Here is a 19,541-nt window from a genome sequence, read left to right on the forward strand (position 1 = left end):
GGAGTGGAAAGGTCCAAGAAGCGGCGGGGATGTCAAGCCGAAGCCCGACATCCCCACCAATGGCTATCGTCAGAAGCGATAGCGCGCGCCGAGGGTGAAGCGCCGACCGTAATCGAACACGTCGAGCAGCTGGTTCTTGAACCGGCCATGGGTGCTCTGCTTGTTCTTGTTGATGTTCAGCGCCTCGGCGAAGATCGAGAAGTTCTTGGTGACGTCATAGCTGCTGGTCAGATCGACCTGGAAGCTCTGGTTCACGAAGGTCGGCTCGGCGCCATAGGAGCCCGTATTCTGGTTCTGGCCAAAGCCCGACAGATATTCGTCACGCCAGTTCAGCGCGGTGCGGAACTGGAAGCCGTTCTTGTCATAGAACCCAACGAAATTCGCCGAATTCGCCAGGCCCGTCACCGCGAAACCGCTCTGCCCGACGATCTTGGGGTCATAGGGCTTGTTGGTGTTGACGAAGGTGGCGTTCGCTTGGAAGCCGAAGCCGCTGTCGCCGAAGACCTGCTGCCAAGCCAGCTCAACGCCGCGCACCGTCGCATCCGGGCCGTTGACCTGCGCCGAAATGGCGAAGACCGCCGGACGGCCCGTGGTCGGGTCGATCACGTTGTTCACCGTCTGGTTGGTGACACCGCCGACGATGAAGTTGCTGACATTCTTCAGGAAGAAGTCGACCGCCAGATACGAGTTGCGCTGGTAATACCATTCCGCCGCGACGTCGAAATTGTCGGCGAGATACGGCTTCAGGTTGGGATTGCCGCCGCTGCCCGACAGGGCGCCGACGCGCTGCCCGTTGCCGATGCCGACCACGGGGTTGAGCAGGCTGAGGCCCGGACGAGTCAGCGTACGCGATGCGTCGAAACGCAATTGCAGCTTGTCGGTCACTTCCAGTCGCAGGTCGAGCGAGGGTAGCAGGTACGAATAGCTGCTGCTGCTGGCCACCGGCTGCGTGTCGGTAAAGGCAATCGACAGCAGCGACGGGTCGGCGGTCGAAGTGGTGATGACCGTCGGCTGGCGCCCCTGTCCGACCGAGTTCAGTCGCGTATTCTCGTTGCGCATGCCGATCGCGATATGCAGCGGCATGTTCGCCACCTGCGCCTCGATCGCGGCACTGAAGAACAGCGACCAGGTCTTTTCGTTGACGCGCAGGATGCTGCCCGGATCGACCTGCTCGACGAAGCGCCCGGTAAAGCCGTTCAGGCCATTGCCCGCGTCGCCCGGCGCCGGATAGTTGAAGCCCGGAATATTCTGCGCATAGGGATTGCCCAGCCCCGACAGATAAGCCTGATAGGCCGCCGGGCTGTAGACCAGGACCGATGGCGGCAGGCTGCCCGAGAAGCCCGAGATGAAGTTATTGAGGCTGATCGATCCCTGATACAGCCCGGCGGGCAGCGGCGAGATGCCCGTCGTACGACCCGACGGCGCGCCGTAACCGGCATAGGCCTGCCAGAAATTGTTGGTGAAGGTGCTGCGGTTCAGCAGGTTGAAGGTGTCGTCGGTATATTGACCGCCCGCCTTCAGGACGAGATTCTCTTCCTTCCAGGTTGCGACGCCACGGAATTGCTTCAGCTCGTCGGTGTTCTTCTGGGTCTGGAGCACGGTGACGTGCGAACCGATAAGCGACGGATCGGCCCAGGCCGCGCCATTGCCGGCGGGACCGAAATTGCTGATCGTCGGGAATGCCTTGTTGCTGTTCGCGGTGACGTTGAAGCCCAGATTGGTGCCCAGCGCGCCGCCATAGCCGATGTCGCCGTTGCTGCTGCCGATCGTGTTGCCGGGGTTCAGCCAGCTCTTGGCATAGGCGCCGTCCGCCTCGACCGTCAGCTTCTCGTTGACGTCCCACTTGACGTTCAGGCCGGTCTGGTTGGTCTGAAGGATCTGCTTGTTCATCGCCGCGGTGAAGTCGGTCGGCGACCCCGCCTGGGTAAAGCTGACCGCCGTGCCGTTGGCGTCCTGCGTCACGTTGCGCAGGTCGGGCTGGCTGAACCAGACGCCGAAGCCATAGACGTCGGTCGAGATGGTCTGGCGCGAGAAGTTGTTGTCCAGCGTGACCATCAGGTCGTTATTGGGATGCCATTGCAGCGCGATGCGGCCATCGACGCGTTCGTCCTTCGTCTGCTGCTGCTCGGCGCCATATTGCTGCGGGAACCAGCCGGTCAGGGTGCGGCGGTTGCTGGCGGCGGCGCTGGCATCGTCGGTCGGCGCGCAGGTGGCGGCAGTGCTGCCGGCGAGCTGACAGGGGGCGAAGTTGCCGCCCGGCCAACCCGACACGTAAACGCGGTTGGTATCGGTATCACGCCGCGTGTAGATGAAGCTCGACAGGATACCGACCGTGTCATTGGCGAAGGTATCGCTGACCAGCGCGCCGAGCGTCGGGACGACATGCCCCGCCCGGTCCTGAAGCGAGCCCGAAGCACTGGTCGCCACGCGGAAGCCGGGATGGTCGAACGGCTTGGGGAACTGGATGTCGACGGTCGCGCCGATCGAGCTGGACGCCAGCGTCACGTCGGGCGTCTTCAGCACGCTCAACTGACCGATAAAGTCCGAACCGACGGTGCTGAAGTCGATCTGACGACCACCCGTCGCGGTCGAGATGCGACGACCGTCATAGAGGGTGGTGTTGAAGTCGCCGCCAAAGCCGCGAACGGTGATACCGGTCGGCTCGCCGCGCGCGCCGGAACGCTGAATCGACACGCCAGGCAGACGCTGAAGCGACGCCGCGACGTTCGAATCAGGAAATTTACCAATATCTTCCGCGGAGATGGCGTCGACCACGCCGGTCGCGGTCCGCTTGATGTCGAGGTTGCGCTGGAGCGAGCTGCGCAGGCCGGTGACGATGATCTCGCCCTCCGACACCTCGCCCGCGGGGGACGGCGCATTGTTCTGCGCGCTGGGGGCGGTCGCCTGATCCTGCGGGGTTCCGGCTTCCTGTGCGGTGGTGGTGTTGGCTTGAGCCGGGGTGTCCGGGCGAACGGCTCCAGGAGCCGTAGTCTGAGCAAAGGCCGCGCCGGGCGCGATCATCGCCAGGGCCATCAGCGGCGACACGCCGGTCATCAGGCCACGGCGCGACACGAATGCGCCTACAAAGCTAGTGCGAGACACCATCTTCCCCTCTCCTACGTTTCTATGTTCCTGCGCGACCGGTGTTGTGCCCACCGTACCGCCCATTCGATGCCGATATGTTAGCGGTATAACGGATGCTTAACAAGCCATTTGTCAGAGCGTTCTCGAGCCGCTAGTCCCTCGCCTTGACGAGCGGCTCGTGGAGACGGACAAACCGGGGGCTCGTCGCCCGGATCGTGCGCGCCGAACCGGGATGGAGAGGAATCGAAAGGACCGAATCGCCATGGCCGAAATGGAATTGCTCGACAGCGCGCAGCATGCCGCCCTTCGCGTCTCGACCGCGCCCGATGCCGGCCGCCACTTCGTGCAACTGGTAGCCGAGGAGTTCCTCGATGCCGCGCTGCACTACCCTATCCTCTTTGCGCGCCATCCCGAAACGGGCGATCTCTATCCCGGTGCGCTGATGGGGTTGGTGCCGGACGAAAATCTCTGCCTCGCCCCGAACGATGCGTTGGCCGGTTATCGCCCCGCCGATCTGGAGCGGCAGGGTTTCTATGTGTCGGGCGAGAATATCGCGATCGACCGCGACCATGCCGCGCTGGCCCAGGGGCAAGGAGACCCGGTCTTCGAAATGGATGGCGGGGCGGCCCCGGCGCTGCGTCGCGTGCAGGCTGCGCTGCGGCGCCTGCATGTCGGATTGCCGCAAACGGAGGCCTTTATCCAGCGGATGATGGCGCATAAGCTGGTCGAGCCGATCGACCTGAACTTCCAGTTCGACAATGGCGAGTCCCTGAGGCTGGACTCGCTCTACACCCTCGGCCTCGATACGCTGCACGCGCTGCCCGACGAGGTGGCACTGACGCTGTTCCGTTCGGGCGATCTGCAACTTGTCTATGCCATCACCGGATCGGTGCGGCACCTGCCCTTCCTCGCCCGCCGACGCAATGACCGGTTGAGCGGACTGGCGCGGTGAGCGGCGCGGCGGTCGAGATCGACATCGCGCGGCTCGACGGACCGGAGGCGTTTCGGCGGCTGGTGGCCGAACCCTGTCGACCGGTCGTGCTACGCGGCGCGGTGCGCGACTGGCCGCTGGCAAGGATCGCCGGGGGCGATGCCGCCGCGCTGCAGGACTATTTCACCCGGTTCGACGCGGGTCGGCAGGTGGAAGCCTTTGTCGGCGATGCCGCGATCGCGGGGCGCTACAACTATACCGAAGACCTTTCGGGTTTCAATTTCCGCCGCGAGTCGATGCCGCTACGCGATGCCATTGCCCGCATCGTCGCGGGCAGCGATACGGACGAGACGCTCTATGTCGGATCGCTGCCCATTCCCCTGGTCCTGCCGGGCATGGCGGAGGAGAACCGTCTGGCTTTCGTACCGGCCGGTGTCGCGCCGCGCATCTGGATCGGCCATGCCTCGACCATCGCCTGTCACTACGACATGATGGACAATATCGCCTGCGTGGTCGCGGGACAGCGGCGCTTCACCCTCTATCCCCCCGAGGCGATCGGCTACCTGTATGTCGGACCGATCGATCATAATATGGCGGGGCAGCCAGTCGCCCTCGCGGCTGAGGCCAGCCCCGACGATCCCCGCTATCCCCGGTTCGAACAGGCGCGAAGCCAGGCGATCACCGTCGACCTTTCGGCGGGCGATGCGCTCTATATGCCCAAACTGTGGTGGCACCGGGTCGAGGCGAGCGGGACGCTCAATATCCTGGTCAACTACTGGTGGGACGCTTTCCCGGTCGGCGCGGACCAGCCCTTCGCCACCCTGCTCCTCGCGATGAGCGCGATTGCCGCCCGGCCGGAGGTGGAGCGCGCGGCGTGGCGGGCCTGGTTCGACCATTATGTGTTCCGCCCCGATGGCCACCCGCTGGCGCATCTGCCCGAAGAACGGCACGGGATATTGGGCATGAGCGCGGAAAATCTCGGCATCCTGCGCGCCCATGCCATGCGCATGCTTCGCGGCGGCTGATCGACCGGGTCAGCGGGGCGACGCAGTGGGATCGAGCGTGATCCCCTCCACGACGACGTCGGGATCGACCAGCCACAGGGTCACGCGGTGCCGGCCCTGCGACAGCATGGGCAGGGCCAGGGTCGCGACGCGGCGATTTTCGATCACCGAGCGGCCCCAGTTCGCCTCGGTCTCACCGGCCATCAGGTTGAGCATGGTCGGCGCGCCGTCATCTATCGACACCGCGATGCGATGCTTGCCCCCGCCGCGCACGTCGAGGCCGGGCGCCGCCACGACACCCAGGGTCGCGGGGCCGGACCGATCCCAATTCATGTCATAGGCGATATGCGGACTGTCCCCGCCCGGCCGCTCGATCACGGGCGCGGAGGCCGGTGTCGCGACCATCGCCGCCCCCTCGGCCGTAAAGCCCGCCACAGCTTCCCACCGGATGCCGCGTCCATCAACCGCACGCCCGGCATCCGCCGCGATCCGCAGGCGTGGCGAAGGGGTCGAAGGCGTCAGCGGCAACGGCTTCGCGACCGTCGCCAGCGTGGGCATCACGTCGGCATCGGGCTGTTGCCAGCCGGTATAGCCGATATGCGTCTGTGCCATCATGCTCGGCCATTTGCCGCCCGCCGTCTCAACCTCATAGCGACGACGAATTTGCGCATCGCGGGCGAAATAGCCCCGCGCCGCTGTCGCAAAGCGCTCCGCCGCCGCGCCGTCCCCGGCCTGGGCGGCGGCACGATTGGCGGCGACGGCCTGATACAGGCGATGCAAATTGGTCATCGCCTCGACCCGGTGCAGGACCAGTTCGTAATAGGAGTCACGTAGATTCTCGGGCAGCCGCGCCTCGACCGACCGCGCGTCCCTGTCGAGCGCATTCCATTCGCCCAGCACGCGGTCCCATTCCCCACCTGTCAGGTCATAGGTCGTCGCATCGATCAGTTCGGGTTTCCGACGGCTCGCCAACCGACCATAGCGGGTCAGCAGCGCACCGATCTCCGCCCCGCGCGCCGCGCCGAACTGCTGTGCCGCCCAGCGCGTCGGATAGGCCTGCATCGCTGCCAGATCCATCCGCGCCGGGTTCCATGCTATGTCGAGGAAGAAGCTGGTCGGATATTCCATCGGCTTCAGGTCGCCGACATTGACGATCCACAGCCGATCCGCACCGAACTGGTCGGCCATGCGCATCTGCTGCCACACGCGTGGAATGGCATTGGTGTCCAGCCACTTGTAGTTGCGCGGACCGCCGACATAATCGAAATGATAATAGACACCCGCCCCGCCCGCGCGCCGTTCGCCCAGCGGGGGCAGGCGCCGGATATTGCCCCAATTGTCGTCGGCGAACAGCAGGGTCACATCGTCGGGAACGCGCATCCCCTTGTCGTAATAATCCTGCACTTCCTTGTAGAGCGCCCAGACCTGCGGCGTTTCGGCGGCGGGTCGTTTGGTGACGTCGGCGATGATCCGGCGCTGGTCCCGGACGATGCGTTCGAGCAGATCGGTGGCGGTGCCCTCGGTCATCGGCTCGTCGCCGTCGCCGCGCATCCCGATCGTCACCGGGTCCTCGGCCTTGCCGCGCCGCTCGATCCCCTTGCGCCAGAACGCGCGGAGGGCGTCGGCATTCCTGCTATAGTCCCATGGGCCGGTGCCCTCGCGTTTCCAGTCCGCCTGCGCGCGCTGCATCGGCTCGTGGTGCGAGGTGCCGAGCAGCACCCCCATCTCCTGCGCCAGCGGGGCGGAGGCCGGATCATCCTCCCATAGCGACTTGCCCCACATGGCGGGCCACAGGAAATTGGCCTTGGAGCGCAGCAACAGGGTGAAGACCTTTTCATAGGCCAGGTGATTGACCCCGCCGAAGCTGGCCCGCGCCCAGCCGCCAAAGCCCGGCTCCTCGTCGTTGATGAAGATGCCGCGATACTTCACCACCGGGCGATCGGCGACGCGCCCCGCCGTCAGGTACAGGGTCGGGTGACGCTGCGCCGGGACATCGGCCCACCAGGTGCATGGGCTGACCCCCGCCTTGGCGCTGATGTCGTACAGGCCGAAAATGGTGCCGCGGCGATCCGCGCCCACGATCACCAGTGCGCGCGCGACGCCCGGCATGGGATTGTCGACCACCTGCTGAACATAGCCTTCCCATTGGCCCGCCAGTCCCGACACGTCGAGCTTGCCCGCCTTGACCAGCGCGTCGATCGGCGCGCTATGTCCCAGCGTGCCTGCAATCACGCTGGCGCCGCGCGAGACATCCGTGCCCAGGCGGACGTCGCCGCCGCCGACCGCCTTCAGGTCCGCAACCAGATCCCTTGCCGCGCGGGCTACGCCGGGCTCGTCCCCGGCATCCACGACGATCGTCGCGGTGCGGCCCGGCGCGAGCAAGGCCAGGCTTCCCGGTGCCGCCCGCTCGCACGCCACGACCGGCCCCGAACAATCCGCCGCCCAGGCCGCACCCGGCAACAGTGCCGTCAACGCGACGGACAGGAAAAACTGGCGCATCATCACTCTCCCGCACCCCGGAGAGATGGATCCCCATGGGCTTTGTCATTGGCCTTGCCGATCGTTATCGCTACCATGAGGCTATGCCGCAAGCGCGGATCGACATGAGGAGGGGATGGACATGAACAAGGCGCGCGCCTTTCATCGGGCAGCCGGTCGCCTGACCGGGCTGATCGCCCTGAGCCTGACGCTGGCTGCGGCGGCCCCCGCGCGGGAGGTTCGCTGGACGCCCGGCTGGGGTTCCTCCCAGATGCGACTGGACGGACCGAACGTCGAAAAGCTGGCCAGGACCGGCCCCGCCACCATCCGACAGATCGTCCGCCTGACCGCCGATGGCAGGACCGTCCGCCTACGTCTGTCCAACATCGCGGGACAGGTGCCGATGACGATCGGTGCAGCGACGATCGGCCTCGCCCAGCCCGGCCAGTCGCGGGTTGCCGCGCCGCAGCCGGTGCTGTTCGACGGCGCGCGCGACGCGGTCGTGCCGCCGGGGGCCGAAATCTATTCCGACCCCATCGCCCTGCCCGTCGCACGCGGTGCCGATGTGGCGGTCAGCCTCTATTTCCCGCAAGCCGTCACCACCCCGACCGGCCATTCGGGCGCCCGCTCCACGACCTACCTTGTCGCGGGCGATGCGACGGGCCGCGAAAGCCTGCCCGAAGCGCAGAAGATCGGCGGCTGGTGGAGCCTGTCCGACATCGAGGTTCGCGACGCGGCGCAGACGGCAACGATCGTGACGATCGGGGACTCGATCACCGATGGCTATGGCATCGTCGACGACAGCAATACGCGCTGGCCCGACGAACTGGCCAAGCGGCTGGCGGCATCGCCCGCGACACGCGGCTTTTCGATCGTCAATGCCGGGATCGGCGGCAACCGGGTGCTGCTCGACGGATTGGGGCCCAGCCTGATGGCGCGGTTCGATCGCGACGTGATCGCGCGGCCGGGCGTCACCCATGCGCTGGTGCTGGAGGGCGTAAACGACCTGGGCGTGCTGACCCGCGAACATCCCGTGGACGCCGCGACGCACCAGGCGATCGTGCGCCAGATAAGCTTCGCCTATCGCCAGCTGGCCGAGCGAGCCCATGCGCACGGCATCCGCCTTATCGTCGGTACGATCACGCCGTTCCAGGGCAATGATTATTATCATCCCGGCCCGGAGACCGAGGCGGACCGACAGGCGATCAACCGCTTCATCCGCACTTCCGGGCTATTCGACGGCGTGGTCGACTTCGACAAGGCGCTAGCCGATCCGGCGCAGCCCGCCCGGCTGCTGCCCGCCTATGACTGTGGCGACCACCTCCACCCCAGCGCGGCGGGCTATCGCGTCATGGCGCAGGCGGTGCCCCTGGCGCTGTTCGGCAAGGCACCCCCGCGTCGCTGATCAGAATGCCGCGTCCAGCCCGATCCGCAGCGTCCGGGGACGCAGCGGCGTCACCTGATCCCGCCCGGTGGTGAAGGGGGTGCCCAGCGCGAAACGGTTGCCGCGCACATCGGCCAGGTTCGTGATCCCCGCCGTCAGGCCATAGCCGCCCAGCCCCAGCCGGGCGGTCACGCCGCTGTCCAGATAGCTGCCCTGCAACTCGCCCAGGACCGGCCCGACGCCCAGTCTGGACGAGCCGACATAGCGCAGCCAGCCATCGACCCGCAGGTCACGCCCGGCCGCCAGCGTCCGGCGATACGTCGCGCCCGCCCGCGCCGTGATCCGGGCGATATTGGGAATCTGGCTCAACCGCGCCAATATGGCCGCGCGCGCCGTGACGGGATCGGCGACTAGCCCGTCCATCAGCGTGAAGGCCCGCGCGCTCGACGGCTCGTCGATGCGGCTGTCATTATAGGAGACGGCCCCTTCGATCCGCAGGCCGGGGGCGAGCCGGAAGCCCGCCAGCGCCTCGATCGTCCAGAGCTGGCCATCGCCGATATTGGCGGTGCTGGGCAGGCCGGTCGCATCGATGAAGTCCGCCTGTATGTCGCGCCACGCGGTATGGGCCAGCGTCAGCGACCCGTCGAACCGGTCGCGTCCTGGCCGTCCACCGCGCAGGCCCGCCTCGATCGTGGCCACCCGGTCGTTACGGAACCGCCGGACCAGCGGCCCCTCGATCGTCAGTCCGCCGGGGCGGAAACCCTGTTGATAGCGCAGGAAGAGCTGCGCGCCCGGCGTCAGATCGACCAAAGCGGAGGCGGAGGGCAGCAGGATCGTCTGCGCGCGCCGCCCCGTCACCTCACGCAGCCGCGCCATCGCCTGGAGCGACAGGGCGGCGGGCAAATCCTCTCCCGCACCGTCGAGCACCGAATGCGTGACCCGCAGACCGCCGGTCGCCAGCAGGCCGGGCAGCACGCGCAGGCTTCCCTCGCCGTATAGCGTCGCCTCCTCCACCGTGTTGACGACGCCGGTTCGCGGCACCAGCGCGCCCGGCTCGCCGAACAAACGGGTCAGGCGGGTACGATTGTGGACATAGCTGAACCCCGCCAGCCAGCCCGATCCGTCGGGCGCGGATTGCCATGCCCGCGTCTCATTGGCCTGCATTCGCGTTTCATTGGCCTGGGCGAACAATTGCACCGGTCCGCCCGGCGGGGTCGCGTCATAGCGTTCCATCAGGTCGTGCGCGGTCACCCCGCTGCTCGAACGGAAGCGGACGCTGCCCAAATGCCCCGACAGGACGAGTTGCGCCTGGCCGAAATCGGCCGAAAAGCCTTCGGTCACCGGGGCGGAGCGGGTGAGCGGCGGCCCGTCGCGATCGGCATATTGGCTGTCCGCCCCCCGGATGCGCTGGCCGAGGCCGATCACCTCGACTTTCCACTCATCGCCCAGATCGGCACGGATCGCGACGCGCCCGCCAAGGATGCGGGTGCGGTTCACATCGGTCCGCCCGAGCAGCGGCTTGTCGATATAGCCGCCCTCGCTCGCGCTATCCGCTACAACCCGCACCGCCAGCCGATCGGCGATCAGGGGCAGGTTGAGCACCGCCTGCCCATCCACCCCCGGCGCGCCGTTCGTGGTCGCCGATCCGCCGAGCATCACCGATCCCCCGGCGCGGCTCGGATCCGGCGCGTTGGGGACCAGCCGGATCAACCCACCCAGCGAGCCCGCGCCGTAGAGCGTCCCCTGCGGCCCCTCCAGCACCTCGACGGCGGCGAGATCGGCCAATCGCAGATCGGGGTCCGGCGCGTTGTAGCTGAGCCGCAAATCGCCGAAATACTGCCCGACCGTCGCCTGGGTCGGCCCGGTGAAGCTGGAGTCCGCAATGCCCCGGATGAACAGCTTGTTGCGCCCCGCCCCCAGATAGGTGGAGGCAATCGCCGTCATTCGGTCGGCGAGTTTCGAGGTTCCACCCGCGCCGCCCAGCTCCAGATCGGCACCGGCCACCTGCACGACCTGCCCAGCGAAATGGTCGCGGGTCGTGTCGCGCTTGCCGGCGGTGACGACGACATCGCCGGAGGGGATTTGCGGCGGCGGAATGCTGACCGGGCGACGGACGATTCTCGCAACCGGGGCTTTCTGACGCGGGGTCAGCCGCCAGCTTCCGGGTCCTAGTTGGTGGACCTGCGCACCGCTGCCCCGTGCGATCAGGCCAAGGGCCTGTTCGACCGACCATCGCCCGCGCAGGCGGGGCACCGGCCGATCCCATAGCCGCGCATCGGGCACCACGATGTTGGCACCCGCCTGCCGTCCGAGCGCCATCACCTGCGCGCCTACGGTTCCGGCGGGCAGGTCGATGGCGACGCGATCGGCCGCGATGGCGGGCATGGCCGCGGCCATCGCCAGCATGCAGCACGACCCCGCCTCCCAATGCTTCACCTGCGCGGTTCCAGCGTCCAGCCCGCTCCGTCACGCCGCACGTTCACGTCCATCAACGGCCCCAGCAATTGCGGATCGCGCCGCACCGCCGCCAGATTGATGGTGCCACGAAACGGCTTCGCGGCGATGGCGGGCGCGACGTCGACCGGCTGCGGCAGGAAGCGCGACACATCCTCCGCCACCTCGCTCAGCGGCGCGCCATCGAAAGCGAGACGCCCTTCGCGCCAGCCGCCGACATCGGCGGGCGACGCGCTTTCGCGGATCAGTTGATCCTGCATCGCCACGACCGCCTGCCCCGCATCGAGGCGCAGCGCGGCCCCTTCGGGATCGACCATCACCGCGCCTTCGGCCACCGCGACGCGGGTGTGCCGGCTACCCAACCGGACGTCGAAGACGGTGCCTAGATCGACCAGCGCCAGCGAGCCCGCCTTTACGGCAAAGGGATGATCCGCATCATGGCGAACCTGGAACAGCGCCTCCCCGCGCGCCAGCACGGCCCGGCGCGGATCGCCATGGTCCAGTTCGACCCGGCTGTTCCCGGCAAGCTGGATGACGCTGCCATCCGACAGCGGCACCTTGCGCAACTCCCCTGCCGCCGTTTCGACCGCATAGGGCTGTGCCCGGTCCTGCCAGACAGTGACGCCGACCGTCGCCACCAGCGCGGCGGCGACCGCACCGCCGATCCAGCGCAGGGGCCGACGGCGTGGCATCTCCTGCATCGGCGACGGCGTAGGGGCTTCCCAGACCTCGGGATGGGCGGCGAGCGCCTCCTCCGCGTCGAGCAGGGTCGCGGCCATCCGGTCATAGCGTTCGGCATGGGCTGGGTCGGCCTCCAGCCATTCGGTGAAGCCGTCCCAATCCGCGCGAGCCGGGTCGGCCATGCGCAGGGCCCAGTCCAGGGCGACCGCATCCGGGGCGGAGAGAGCGATGGGGCGGTCCTGGCTCATCCGATCTGTTCCTTGAGCGCGGCGAGCGCATGGGCGGCCATGCGGAGATCGCTTTCGACGGTGCTGATGCTGATGCCGAGTTCGGCGGCGACCTGTTTCTGGGGCACGCCGTCCATCCGCACCCTTCGGAAGACCAGTGCAGGACGTTCGCCCAGCGCGAGCAGCGTCGCCGCCACCCGCTCGGCGGCCTGCCGCGCCTCCACCGCGCGTTCGGCGGCGGGCGGCTCGGGTCCGGCATTGCCCTCGGCCCAGGCCAGGTCGCGCTGTTCGGACTGGCGCCGCGAGCGAAAGCGGTCGATCATCAGCATGTCGGCCGCGCGATAGAGATAGGCCAGCGGATTGGCGATCGGACCGTCCATCCGGCCCGCCACCTTCAGCCACAGGTCCTGGACCAGATCCTCCGCACCATCGCCCGCGCCGCGCGCCGTCAGGAAGCGCACGAGCTTGTCGCGATTGGCGAGGAAAACGGCCTCGATCCCGGTGGGCGTCATGGTCTGAACCGGACAAAATGGGCGGAAGTCTCGCCGTTTAGACGAAGCCTCCGCCCGTGAAAAGGAGCCCCACCGGGACGCAAGGTGGGGCTCCCGTCGCCCGCGCACGCTACAGGGGGGATGCACGCGGACGAACCCTGTCAAAAGGCGAATTGCAAGGCGGCCCGCGCCGACAGCGCGACGTCGCCCAGCCGCTGCTCGGCATTGACCTCGCCGCTCAGCCGGATCTCGCTGGTCCCGGTGATCGCACGCACCCGGCCGATCCAGCCACCGCCCCGCGCCTCCGGGTCGAGGATGAAGGGCGTGCCGTCGCCGAAGCTGGCGACCGTCCGGCCCAGCGCACCCGCCACGCGTTCGCGGCGACCGCCCTCGATCTCCAGGCGGCTCCACTGCGCATAGCGATTGTCGCCGCCGAAATTAATGCCCGCCGCGACGCTGGCGGTCAGCGCCAGTTCGTCGCTGGTCCGCTTGCGCACGGTCAGGTCATAGCCGGTGCCGCCGCCGCTCTCGCGATAGCCATCCTCGTTCAGCCGGTAATAATCGACCGCCAGGATGGGACGGACGTTGAACTGGCCGACCCAATGCTCCCACGACACCGAGCCCGAGCCCGAATAGAGCATGCCCTTCCAGTCGGCGGTCGCGCGACGCTGTACCGCCTCGGTCCCGACGACGCCGTCGAACTGACGCTGCGAATCGAAGGACAGGAAGGCCGCCGAGCCGCGCGCCTGCGCCGCCAGCGCACCCCAGCGTGCGCGCCAGAAGCCCGCCAGCTCATATTGGCTGTAGTTCACCCGGTTGACCGCCGACCCTTCATTGTCGCGTCCGCTCATATAGGAGAGCGAGGCCCCGAAATTGCCGGCATCGGTCTTGTGCTCGATCCCGCCGCTGACGCCCCAGCCGCGCACGTCATAGCTTCGGGTGGAGCGGGTGCCCTTGGACGAGTCCCAGCCCAGCGGGGTCAGCCAATAGCCCCATTTGCCCTCTTCGCTGAATTCGCCAGCGGGCTCGCGAAGCTGCGCGGCGGCGGCGCGCGAGGCGAGCGTCACCCCCTCGAACACGCCGCCCGCATAGTTGGGCAGCATCTGTTCGACCGCGCCACGGAAGGCCGCACCATCGTAAATACCCCGGATGGCGTCGGACAGCTTGGCGTCCGAACCGATTGCCGCATCGATCGCGTCGAAGGCGCTGACGCCCGCATTGCTGAGGCCCAGTTCGGTCTTGGCCTTGCGGCTGACCTCGACCGCGATTTCATTGGGCTGAGCGGCGACGATCGCCCCCTTATAGAGGAACGGCATGGCGCTGGGGGCCAAGGTCAGATTGCCCGCCCCCGTCAGCGTGCCCGAGCGCAGGACGACATAGCGTCCGGTCACATCGGTTCCGCCCGACACGCGCAGCGCCAATTGGCTGTTCGCACCGATCGTCGTCGCGCCGCCGACCTGGATCAGATTGCCGGTCGGGTTCGCCTTGTCGAGCGCGACGCTGAGGATCGACTGGTCGCCCATGGTTAGCGAGGCGATGTTGGTCACGCCGTTCGCCGCGAAGGTACCGCCGCCGTTCGCGACCGTTACCGCGACATGCGAGGCATTGGCCAGACGGCCCGCAAAGACGCCCTTGCCGGTGATCGCCACCACATCCTGGCCAAGCCCCACGAAATCCGCCACCCCGTCGAACCGCGCGGTATCGCCGATGCTCAGCGTATCCGCGCCGGTGCCGAAGGTCGCCGTGCCTGCATAGGTGCCCGCGCCGCTCATCTCCAGCCGGTTGCTGCCGGTGCCGAAGCTCACATCGCCGGTGACCGAGCCCGCGCCGATCTGAAGCCGGTCGTCACCGCTGCCGAAGCGGATCGCGCCGGCGATCGTCGGTGCCGCTGCGCCGGATGCGGGGGCGATCTGGCGGACGATCGCGCCGCTGTTGTTCGCCGACAGGTCGATCGCGGTGCTGCGCGAGCTGTCCGCCCCGGCCCCGGCGATCGCGCCCGCATTCTCCACCAGCGTCAGGCCGCCGGTCCGGTCGAGGATCGCGGTTGCGCCGGCTCCGGCCGAGGTCGCTCGGATCGCGCCGGTGTTGCGGATCGTCGGTACCGATGCGCCGCTGTCGATCAGAATGGCGGTGCTGATAGCAGAGGTGCCGCCGCCGGTGGCGGTCACCGCACCGCCGATGCGCAGTTCAGGCGTCGAGGCCCCGGCGCCGAAGCGGATCGCGGTCGCCGCCGCACCGTTCGCCGTCGCCTGCACGGTACCGCCGACCGAAACGCCCTGCGCGATCTGGACGTTGCCGCCCTGTCCGCCGATGGTCAGCGCATTGGCGGAGACGCCGCTATAAACGCCGACGCCCGAAATACGGCCGTTGATGACCAGGCCGGGTGCGGGCGTGCTGCCGCCGGTAGCACCGATGACGATGGCCCGGTCCGCCGCGCCGATCAGCATGGCGGGGGCCGCGCCGTTGGAGATCAGGTCCGCCGTCTTGCCGGTCGCATTGCCCAGGGTGATGCCGCCCGCGACATTGCCCGCCACGACCAGCGCCGATCCACCCTGGAGCAGATCGTCGGGATCGAGCTTCGATACGTCCGCGGGCGCGGTGGTGTAGCGATAGCCGGTTGCGCCGATCCCGCCTTCGATGGTCAGCGCGCCGCCGACATCGCCGTCGATTCTGGCGCCCACCGCGCCCTCGCCGATCGCGACGATCGTCCCGCCCAGCGTGACATTGCCCGACACCGCGCCGGTCCGCACGCCGACCGAACGGTCGCCGGTAACGGTGACCTTGCCCGACTGCGCCAGATTGCCGGTCAGCGGGCCGGTCAGATAGATGCCGGCCGAGTCATTCCCCTTGACCGTGATCTCCGAGCTGTTGGTGATATTGCCGGTAAAGGCGCCCGCGGTGCGGATGCCGGTACGCCGCGCACCCTCGGCGAACGGACCATCGAGATCGCCGTCCTTGTCGATGTCGACGGGGGTGTAGCTTTCGTCGATGACGATCTTGCCGGTATTGGTGATCTCGCCGCTCACGCCCGCCGCCGCGCCGATACCGACCGCGTCATTGGCGTCGGTGATCTGGATGGTGCCGGCATTGGAAAGCTTGTTGTTGCTGTCGATGGTGACGGCGGTGCCGCCGCTCGTCACGACGCTGCCCGCCGCCGCGATGCTGACGTCGCCCGCCGCGCCGTTGTTGACGGTGGCGGTGCGGACCGGGGTGGTTCGCTTGGTGTCGATGACGGTCTGGGCCGAGGCGGCCGTCCCCGCCGCCAGGGCGAGTGTGGCGGTCGAGGCGAAGAGCAGACGATGCACGAATATGGTCCCCTTTGTGCGCTTTTGCCCTGTGAGACGGAGCCGCCGGGCCAAAACCTTGGGAGCCGGATTAAAAATTTGTCAGGTGGCCACCCGGTGTTGACGATTGCAGCGGAGAGGATCAGAGGGCGGCGCAGACGCGGGAGCCCCCGCGTCGTTCCAGAAAGCGAGAACATGTCCAGCGACAGTTCCAGTAGCGCCGCACGCCCCGGGGTCGTCCGCTAGTTTCGCGAAACTGGCTTTCGTCCGCCCGGGTCGTGCGGACGAAAGGTTTGAAATGGTCAACGATCTGATTGCCGGTGTCACCGCCGGTTTCCGTTCCTCCCGGCGCGGCCTGTCCATCGCCGATCTCGTCGATACGCTCCAGTCGCTGCCCGTCGAGGAAGCGGCCGATGCCCTGACGCAAATGCCCGATGCACGCGCGGTCGCGGTGCTCGACAGCCCGGAGCTGCGCTGTGCCGCCGAAATGCTGGCGCTGCTGCCCCCCGCACGCGCCGCCGCTCTGGTCTCGCAAATGGCGGAGGACCGCGCCGCCGACGTGCTGGCCGAGTTGGACGAGGCGGACGCCGCGCCGATCCGGGCCGAACTCCCCGCCCCCGTTCGCGCGTCGATCGACACGCTGCTCCGCTGGCCGCCGGACAGCGCGGGCGGCATGATGACGACCGAATATGTCGCCGCCTCCGCAGACGCCAGCGTCGCCGAGGTGCTGGCGCATATCCGCACCGTCGAGCGCAGCCGCGAGACCGTCTATTCGGTCTTCCTGCTCGAACCGCAGGGGCGGCTGGTCGCCACCGTCTCGCTGCGCCAGTTGATCGCCGCCGAGCCGGACTCGCACGCCATTGATCTTGCGCGCGGCCATGATCCGATCACCGTCGCACCCACCACCGACCGCGAAGAGGTGGCGCACCTGATCCGCCGCCACGATCTGCTCGCCTTGCCCGTCACCGACGAGCAGGGTCGCCCGATCGGCATCGTCACCGTCGACGACGTGCTCGACGCGCTGGTCGCCGCGCATACCGAGGATACGCAGAAGTTCGGCGGCGTCGAGGCGCTGGACAATCCCTATCTGGAGACCGGCTTCCTCGCGATGATCCGCAAGCGCGCCGGGTGGCTGAGCATCCTGTTCTTTTCCGAGATGCTGACCGCCAGCGCGATGCAGCATTTCGAATCCGAACTGGAGCGCGCGGTCGTGCTGACGTTGTTCATCCCGCTCATCATGAGTTCGGGCGGCAATAGCGGCAGCCAGGCGACCTCGCTCATCATCCGGGCACTCGCGCTGGGTCAGGTGCGCCTGCGCGACTGGTGGCGCGTGGCGCTGCGCGAGCTTCCGGCGGGGATGACGCTGGGGGCGATACTGGGGCTGCTCGGCATCGCGCGGATCGCCTTGTGGCAGACGATCGGTTTTTACGATTACGGGCCGCATTGGGTGCTGGTGGCGACGACGGTCGGCACGGGGCTGATCGGCATCGTCACCTTCGGCTCGCTGGCGGGATCGATGCTACCCTTCGTCCTGCAACGGCTGGGCTTCGATCCGGCCAGCGCATCGGCGCCGTTCGTGGCGACTTTGGTCGATGTGACGGGGCTGGTGATCTATTTCACCATCGCGCTGGCGATCCTGTCGGGGACGTTGCTCTAAGCTCCAATATCCGATTGAGCGGAGGGGGGGCGGCGCTGGCGGCGCCCCCCTCCCTCGGTCATGCTGACCACCTCCTCCCCGTGCGGGGGGAGACGATTGCGACCTAGCGCTTCCAGTAGCGGACATAATCCACGGCCATATGCTGCGGCAGCGCGGCGTCGTCGACGCCCTTCTGCCCACCCCAGTCGCCGCCGACCGCCAGGTTCAGGATCAGCGAATAGGGCCGCGTGAAGGGCCATGCCGCCGCGCCGCCGGGCTTGTCGTTCTTCACCTGCATATAGCCGCGACCGTCCACGCCGATGGTGATGACATCGGGTGTCCAGTCGAGTTGATAACGATGAAATTCCGTGCAGGCATTGGCGACGTTCGTCTCGCTGCCCCGCTGCGTCTTCCTGACGTGATTATAGGCCGCCGAATGGACGGTGGCGTGGATGACATTGGGGTTCCATCCGACCATCTCCATGATGTCGATCTCGCCGCCGTCGGGCCAGCGCGCGCCATCCATCGGGAGGAGCCAGATGGCAGGCCACATGCCCCGGCCACAGGGCAGCTTGGCGCGCACTTCGTAAAAGCCATAACCCAGCGTCTTCTGCGTCACCAGCTTGGCCGAGCTATAGGCCTGTCCGCCCCAGTCCGGCTCGTTTTCAGCGCTCTCTCGCCGCGCCTCGATGACCAGTGCGCCATTCTCCACCCGCGCATTGTCGCGTTTCGGCCCGACATAATATTGCAGTTCGTGATTGGGCCAGCCGCGCTTGTTCGCCGACACGTCCCAGCGCCAGCGGCTGGGATCGATCCTGCGGTTGAATTCGTCGCCAAAGGTCGGCGCGGTCCGGGGCGTCGTCATCGGGCCGTCAAATTGGGTGTTGGTCGCCCCCAGCGTCTCGGTCCGGGTTTCCTGCGCGTGCACCTCCCCCGTCGCCAGCAGGGAGGCCCCAGCCAGCATCGCCCAAGCCCAACGCCTCATCGCCTCTCTCCCATGGTCCTTTGCCCGCCAGCCTAATCCCCTCCTCCGTAAAAGGCCATGCCGGCGGGCCGGGGACCTCATCCGGCGATGGTGAAGACCGAACCCGAATCCACGCGTATCCCCGCACCGTTGATGAAGCTCGCCCGCTCCGACACCAGAAAGGCGACGGCGGCGGCGACTTCCTCCGCCTTGCCGCGGCGCTTCAACACCATGCCGGGGCGCTCCTCGTCGAGGAAGCTGTCGATCGCCTCGTCGAAGCTCATGCCCTTTTCCTCGGCGCGCTTCTCCATCATCTTGTCGGTCATCGGCGTCGCGATGAAGGCGGGCGAGACGGTGTTCACCAGAACATTGTCGCCGCCATAAGCCTTGGACAATCCTTTCGCGAGGCTGAGGATGCCAGCCTTGGATGCGCAATAAGGCAGTTCCTCGACATAGGGCTGTACCGCATCTTCCGATGCGAACAGGACCACCCGGCCCCAGCCCTTGCGGCGCATCGCTGGGATCGCCTCGCGGCACATGCGCACCGCGCCCATCAGGTTGATGTCCAGCGTCTCCAGCCAGCCGTCATCGCCCGTTTCCAGAAAGTCGCCCTGCGCGCCGGTGACGCCCGCCGCATTGATATAGATGTCGGGCTCGCCCAGCTTGTCGCGAACCTCGCGCCACAAAGCCGTGACCTCGTCCGGCTTGGTCACGTCACCGGTGACCGCGATCACCTCGCCCAGCGGAGCAAGTTCCTCGACCGCTTCATCAAGCGTGCCGCCCGGCTTGTCGGTCAGGGCGACGCGCACCCCGGCCTCCAGCAACAACCGTGCGGTTTCCTTGCCCATGCCCGAATCCGATCCGCTGATCAGTGCGATGCGGCCATTGATACCCAGATCCATCGTCTTGCTCCTTCGTCGCCT

General features: G+C 67.5%; 12 protein-coding genes. 4 read left to right on the forward strand and 8 right to left on the reverse strand.

Annotated elements, in window-relative coordinates; all coding sequences use genetic code 11:
* Positions 1-69: 69 nt before the first annotated feature.
* Complete coding sequence (locus NZL82_RS00975; protein ID WP_261267915.1) at positions 70-3,105, reverse strand: TonB-dependent receptor; 3,036 nt, start codon at positions 3,103-3,105, stop codon at positions 70-72.
* 241 nt (positions 3,106-3,346) lie between these two features.
* Here NZL82_RS00975 and NZL82_RS00980 point away from each other — a divergent pair, with 241 nt between their 5' ends.
* The gene (locus NZL82_RS00980; RefSeq protein WP_261267916.1) at positions 3,347-4,036 is read left to right on the forward strand and encodes a SapC family protein; all 690 of its coding nucleotides are present in this window, start codon (positions 3,347-3,349) and stop codon (positions 4,034-4,036) included.
* A complete protein-coding gene (locus NZL82_RS00985) occupies positions 4,033-5,040 on the forward strand; it encodes a cupin-like domain-containing protein (protein ID WP_261267917.1) in 1,008 nt (335 codons plus the stop codon). The genes NZL82_RS00980 and NZL82_RS00985 overlap by 4 nt, the downstream gene beginning before the upstream one ends.
* A gap of 9 nt (positions 5,041-5,049) precedes the next feature.
* Here the strand turns inward: NZL82_RS00985 and NZL82_RS00990 are convergent, their stop codons facing one another.
* Entirely contained in the window at positions 5,050-7,518 is a 2,469-nt protein-coding gene (locus NZL82_RS00990) for a glycosyl hydrolase 115 family protein (protein ID WP_261267918.1), read from the reverse strand.
* Positions 7,519-7,639: 121 nt separating this feature from the next.
* Between NZL82_RS00990 and NZL82_RS00995 the strand changes: the two genes are divergently transcribed.
* The gene (locus NZL82_RS00995) at positions 7,640-8,902 is read left to right on the forward strand and encodes an SGNH/GDSL hydrolase family protein (RefSeq protein ID WP_261267919.1); all 1,263 of its coding nucleotides are present in this window, start codon (positions 7,640-7,642) and stop codon (positions 8,900-8,902) included.
* On the opposite strand, the gene NZL82_RS01000 is transcribed toward NZL82_RS00995, so the two are convergent.
* The 4 genes from NZL82_RS01000 to NZL82_RS01015 all read right to left on the reverse strand — a co-directional run bounded on the left by NZL82_RS01000 (position 8,903) and on the right by NZL82_RS01015 (position 16,039).
* On the reverse strand, positions 8,903-11,287 hold the full coding sequence (locus NZL82_RS01000) for a TonB-dependent receptor (RefSeq protein ID WP_261267920.1): 2,385 nt from the start codon (positions 11,285-11,287) through the stop codon (positions 8,903-8,905).
* A 26-nt stretch (positions 11,288-11,313) separates the two neighbouring features.
* Complete coding sequence (locus NZL82_RS01005) at positions 11,314-12,264, reverse strand: FecR domain-containing protein (protein WP_261267921.1); 951 nt, start codon at positions 12,262-12,264, stop codon at positions 11,314-11,316.
* Positions 12,261-12,755 carry an RNA polymerase sigma factor gene (locus NZL82_RS01010; protein WP_261267922.1) on the reverse strand — a complete coding sequence of 165 codons (495 nt, stop codon included), beginning with the start codon at positions 12,753-12,755 and terminating at the stop codon, positions 12,261-12,263. Before NZL82_RS01010 ends, NZL82_RS01005 begins: the two co-directional genes overlap by 4 nt.
* A gap of 140 nt (positions 12,756-12,895) precedes the next feature.
* The gene (locus tag NZL82_RS01015; protein ID WP_261267923.1) at positions 12,896-16,039 is read right to left on the reverse strand and encodes an autotransporter domain-containing protein; all 3,144 of its coding nucleotides are present in this window, start codon (positions 16,037-16,039) and stop codon (positions 12,896-12,898) included.
* A gap of 277 nt (positions 16,040-16,316) precedes the next feature.
* Between NZL82_RS01015 and mgtE the strand changes: the two genes are divergently transcribed.
* Positions 16,317-17,675, forward strand: coding sequence for a magnesium transporter (gene mgtE / locus NZL82_RS01020; RefSeq protein WP_261267924.1), 1,359 nt, complete (start codon positions 16,317-16,319; stop codon positions 17,673-17,675).
* Positions 17,676-17,778: 103 nt separating this feature from the next.
* Here mgtE and NZL82_RS01025 read toward each other — a convergent pair whose 3' ends face one another.
* Both NZL82_RS01025 and NZL82_RS01030 read right to left on the reverse strand, forming a co-directional pair.
* The gene (locus NZL82_RS01025) at positions 17,779-18,639 is read right to left on the reverse strand and encodes a glycoside hydrolase family 16 protein (RefSeq protein WP_261267925.1); all 861 of its coding nucleotides are present in this window, start codon (positions 18,637-18,639) and stop codon (positions 17,779-17,781) included.
* A gap of 77 nt (positions 18,640-18,716) precedes the next feature.
* On the reverse strand, positions 18,717-19,520 hold the full coding sequence (locus NZL82_RS01030) for an SDR family NAD(P)-dependent oxidoreductase (RefSeq protein WP_261267926.1): 804 nt from the start codon (positions 19,518-19,520) through the stop codon (positions 18,717-18,719).
* Positions 19,521-19,541 lie beyond the last annotated feature (21 nt).

The sequence above is a fragment of the Sphingomonas sp. LC-1 genome (genome assembly GCF_025371035.1).
In the GTDB taxonomy this organism is placed as follows: Bacteria; Pseudomonadota; Alphaproteobacteria; order Sphingomonadales; family Sphingomonadaceae; genus Sphingomonas; species Sphingomonas sanguinis_E.

Coding starts and splice junctions, on each gene's coding strand:
- NZL82_RS00975 (WP_261267915.1), bottom strand. CDS start 3,105: ATGGTGTCTCGCACTAGCTTTGTAGGCGCATTCGTGTCGCGCCGTGGC.
- NZL82_RS00980 (WP_261267916.1), top strand. CDS start 3,347: ATGGCCGAAATGGAATTGCTCGACAGCGCGCAGCATGCCGCCCTTCGC.
- NZL82_RS00990 (WP_261267918.1), bottom strand. CDS start 7,518: ATGCGCCAGTTTTTCCTGTCCGTCGCGTTGACGGCACTGTTGCCGGGT.
- NZL82_RS00995 (WP_261267919.1), top strand. CDS start 7,640: ATGAACAAGGCGCGCGCCTTTCATCGGGCAGCCGGTCGCCTGACCGGG.
- NZL82_RS01000 (WP_261267920.1), bottom strand. CDS start 11,287: ATGCTGGCGATGGCCGCGGCCATGCCCGCCATCGCGGCCGATCGCGTC.
- NZL82_RS01005 (WP_261267921.1), bottom strand. CDS start 12,264: ATGAGCCAGGACCGCCCCATCGCTCTCTCCGCCCCGGATGCGGTCGCC.
- NZL82_RS01010 (WP_261267922.1), bottom strand. CDS start 12,755: ATGACGCCCACCGGGATCGAGGCCGTTTTCCTCGCCAATCGCGACAAG.
- mgtE (WP_261267924.1), top strand. CDS start 16,317: ATGGTCAACGATCTGATTGCCGGTGTCACCGCCGGTTTCCGTTCCTCC.
- NZL82_RS01025 (WP_261267925.1), bottom strand. CDS start 18,639: ATGAGGCGTTGGGCTTGGGCGATGCTGGCTGGGGCCTCCCTGCTGGCG.
- NZL82_RS01030 (WP_261267926.1), bottom strand. CDS start 19,520: ATGGATCTGGGTATCAATGGCCGCATCGCACTGATCAGCGGATCGGAT.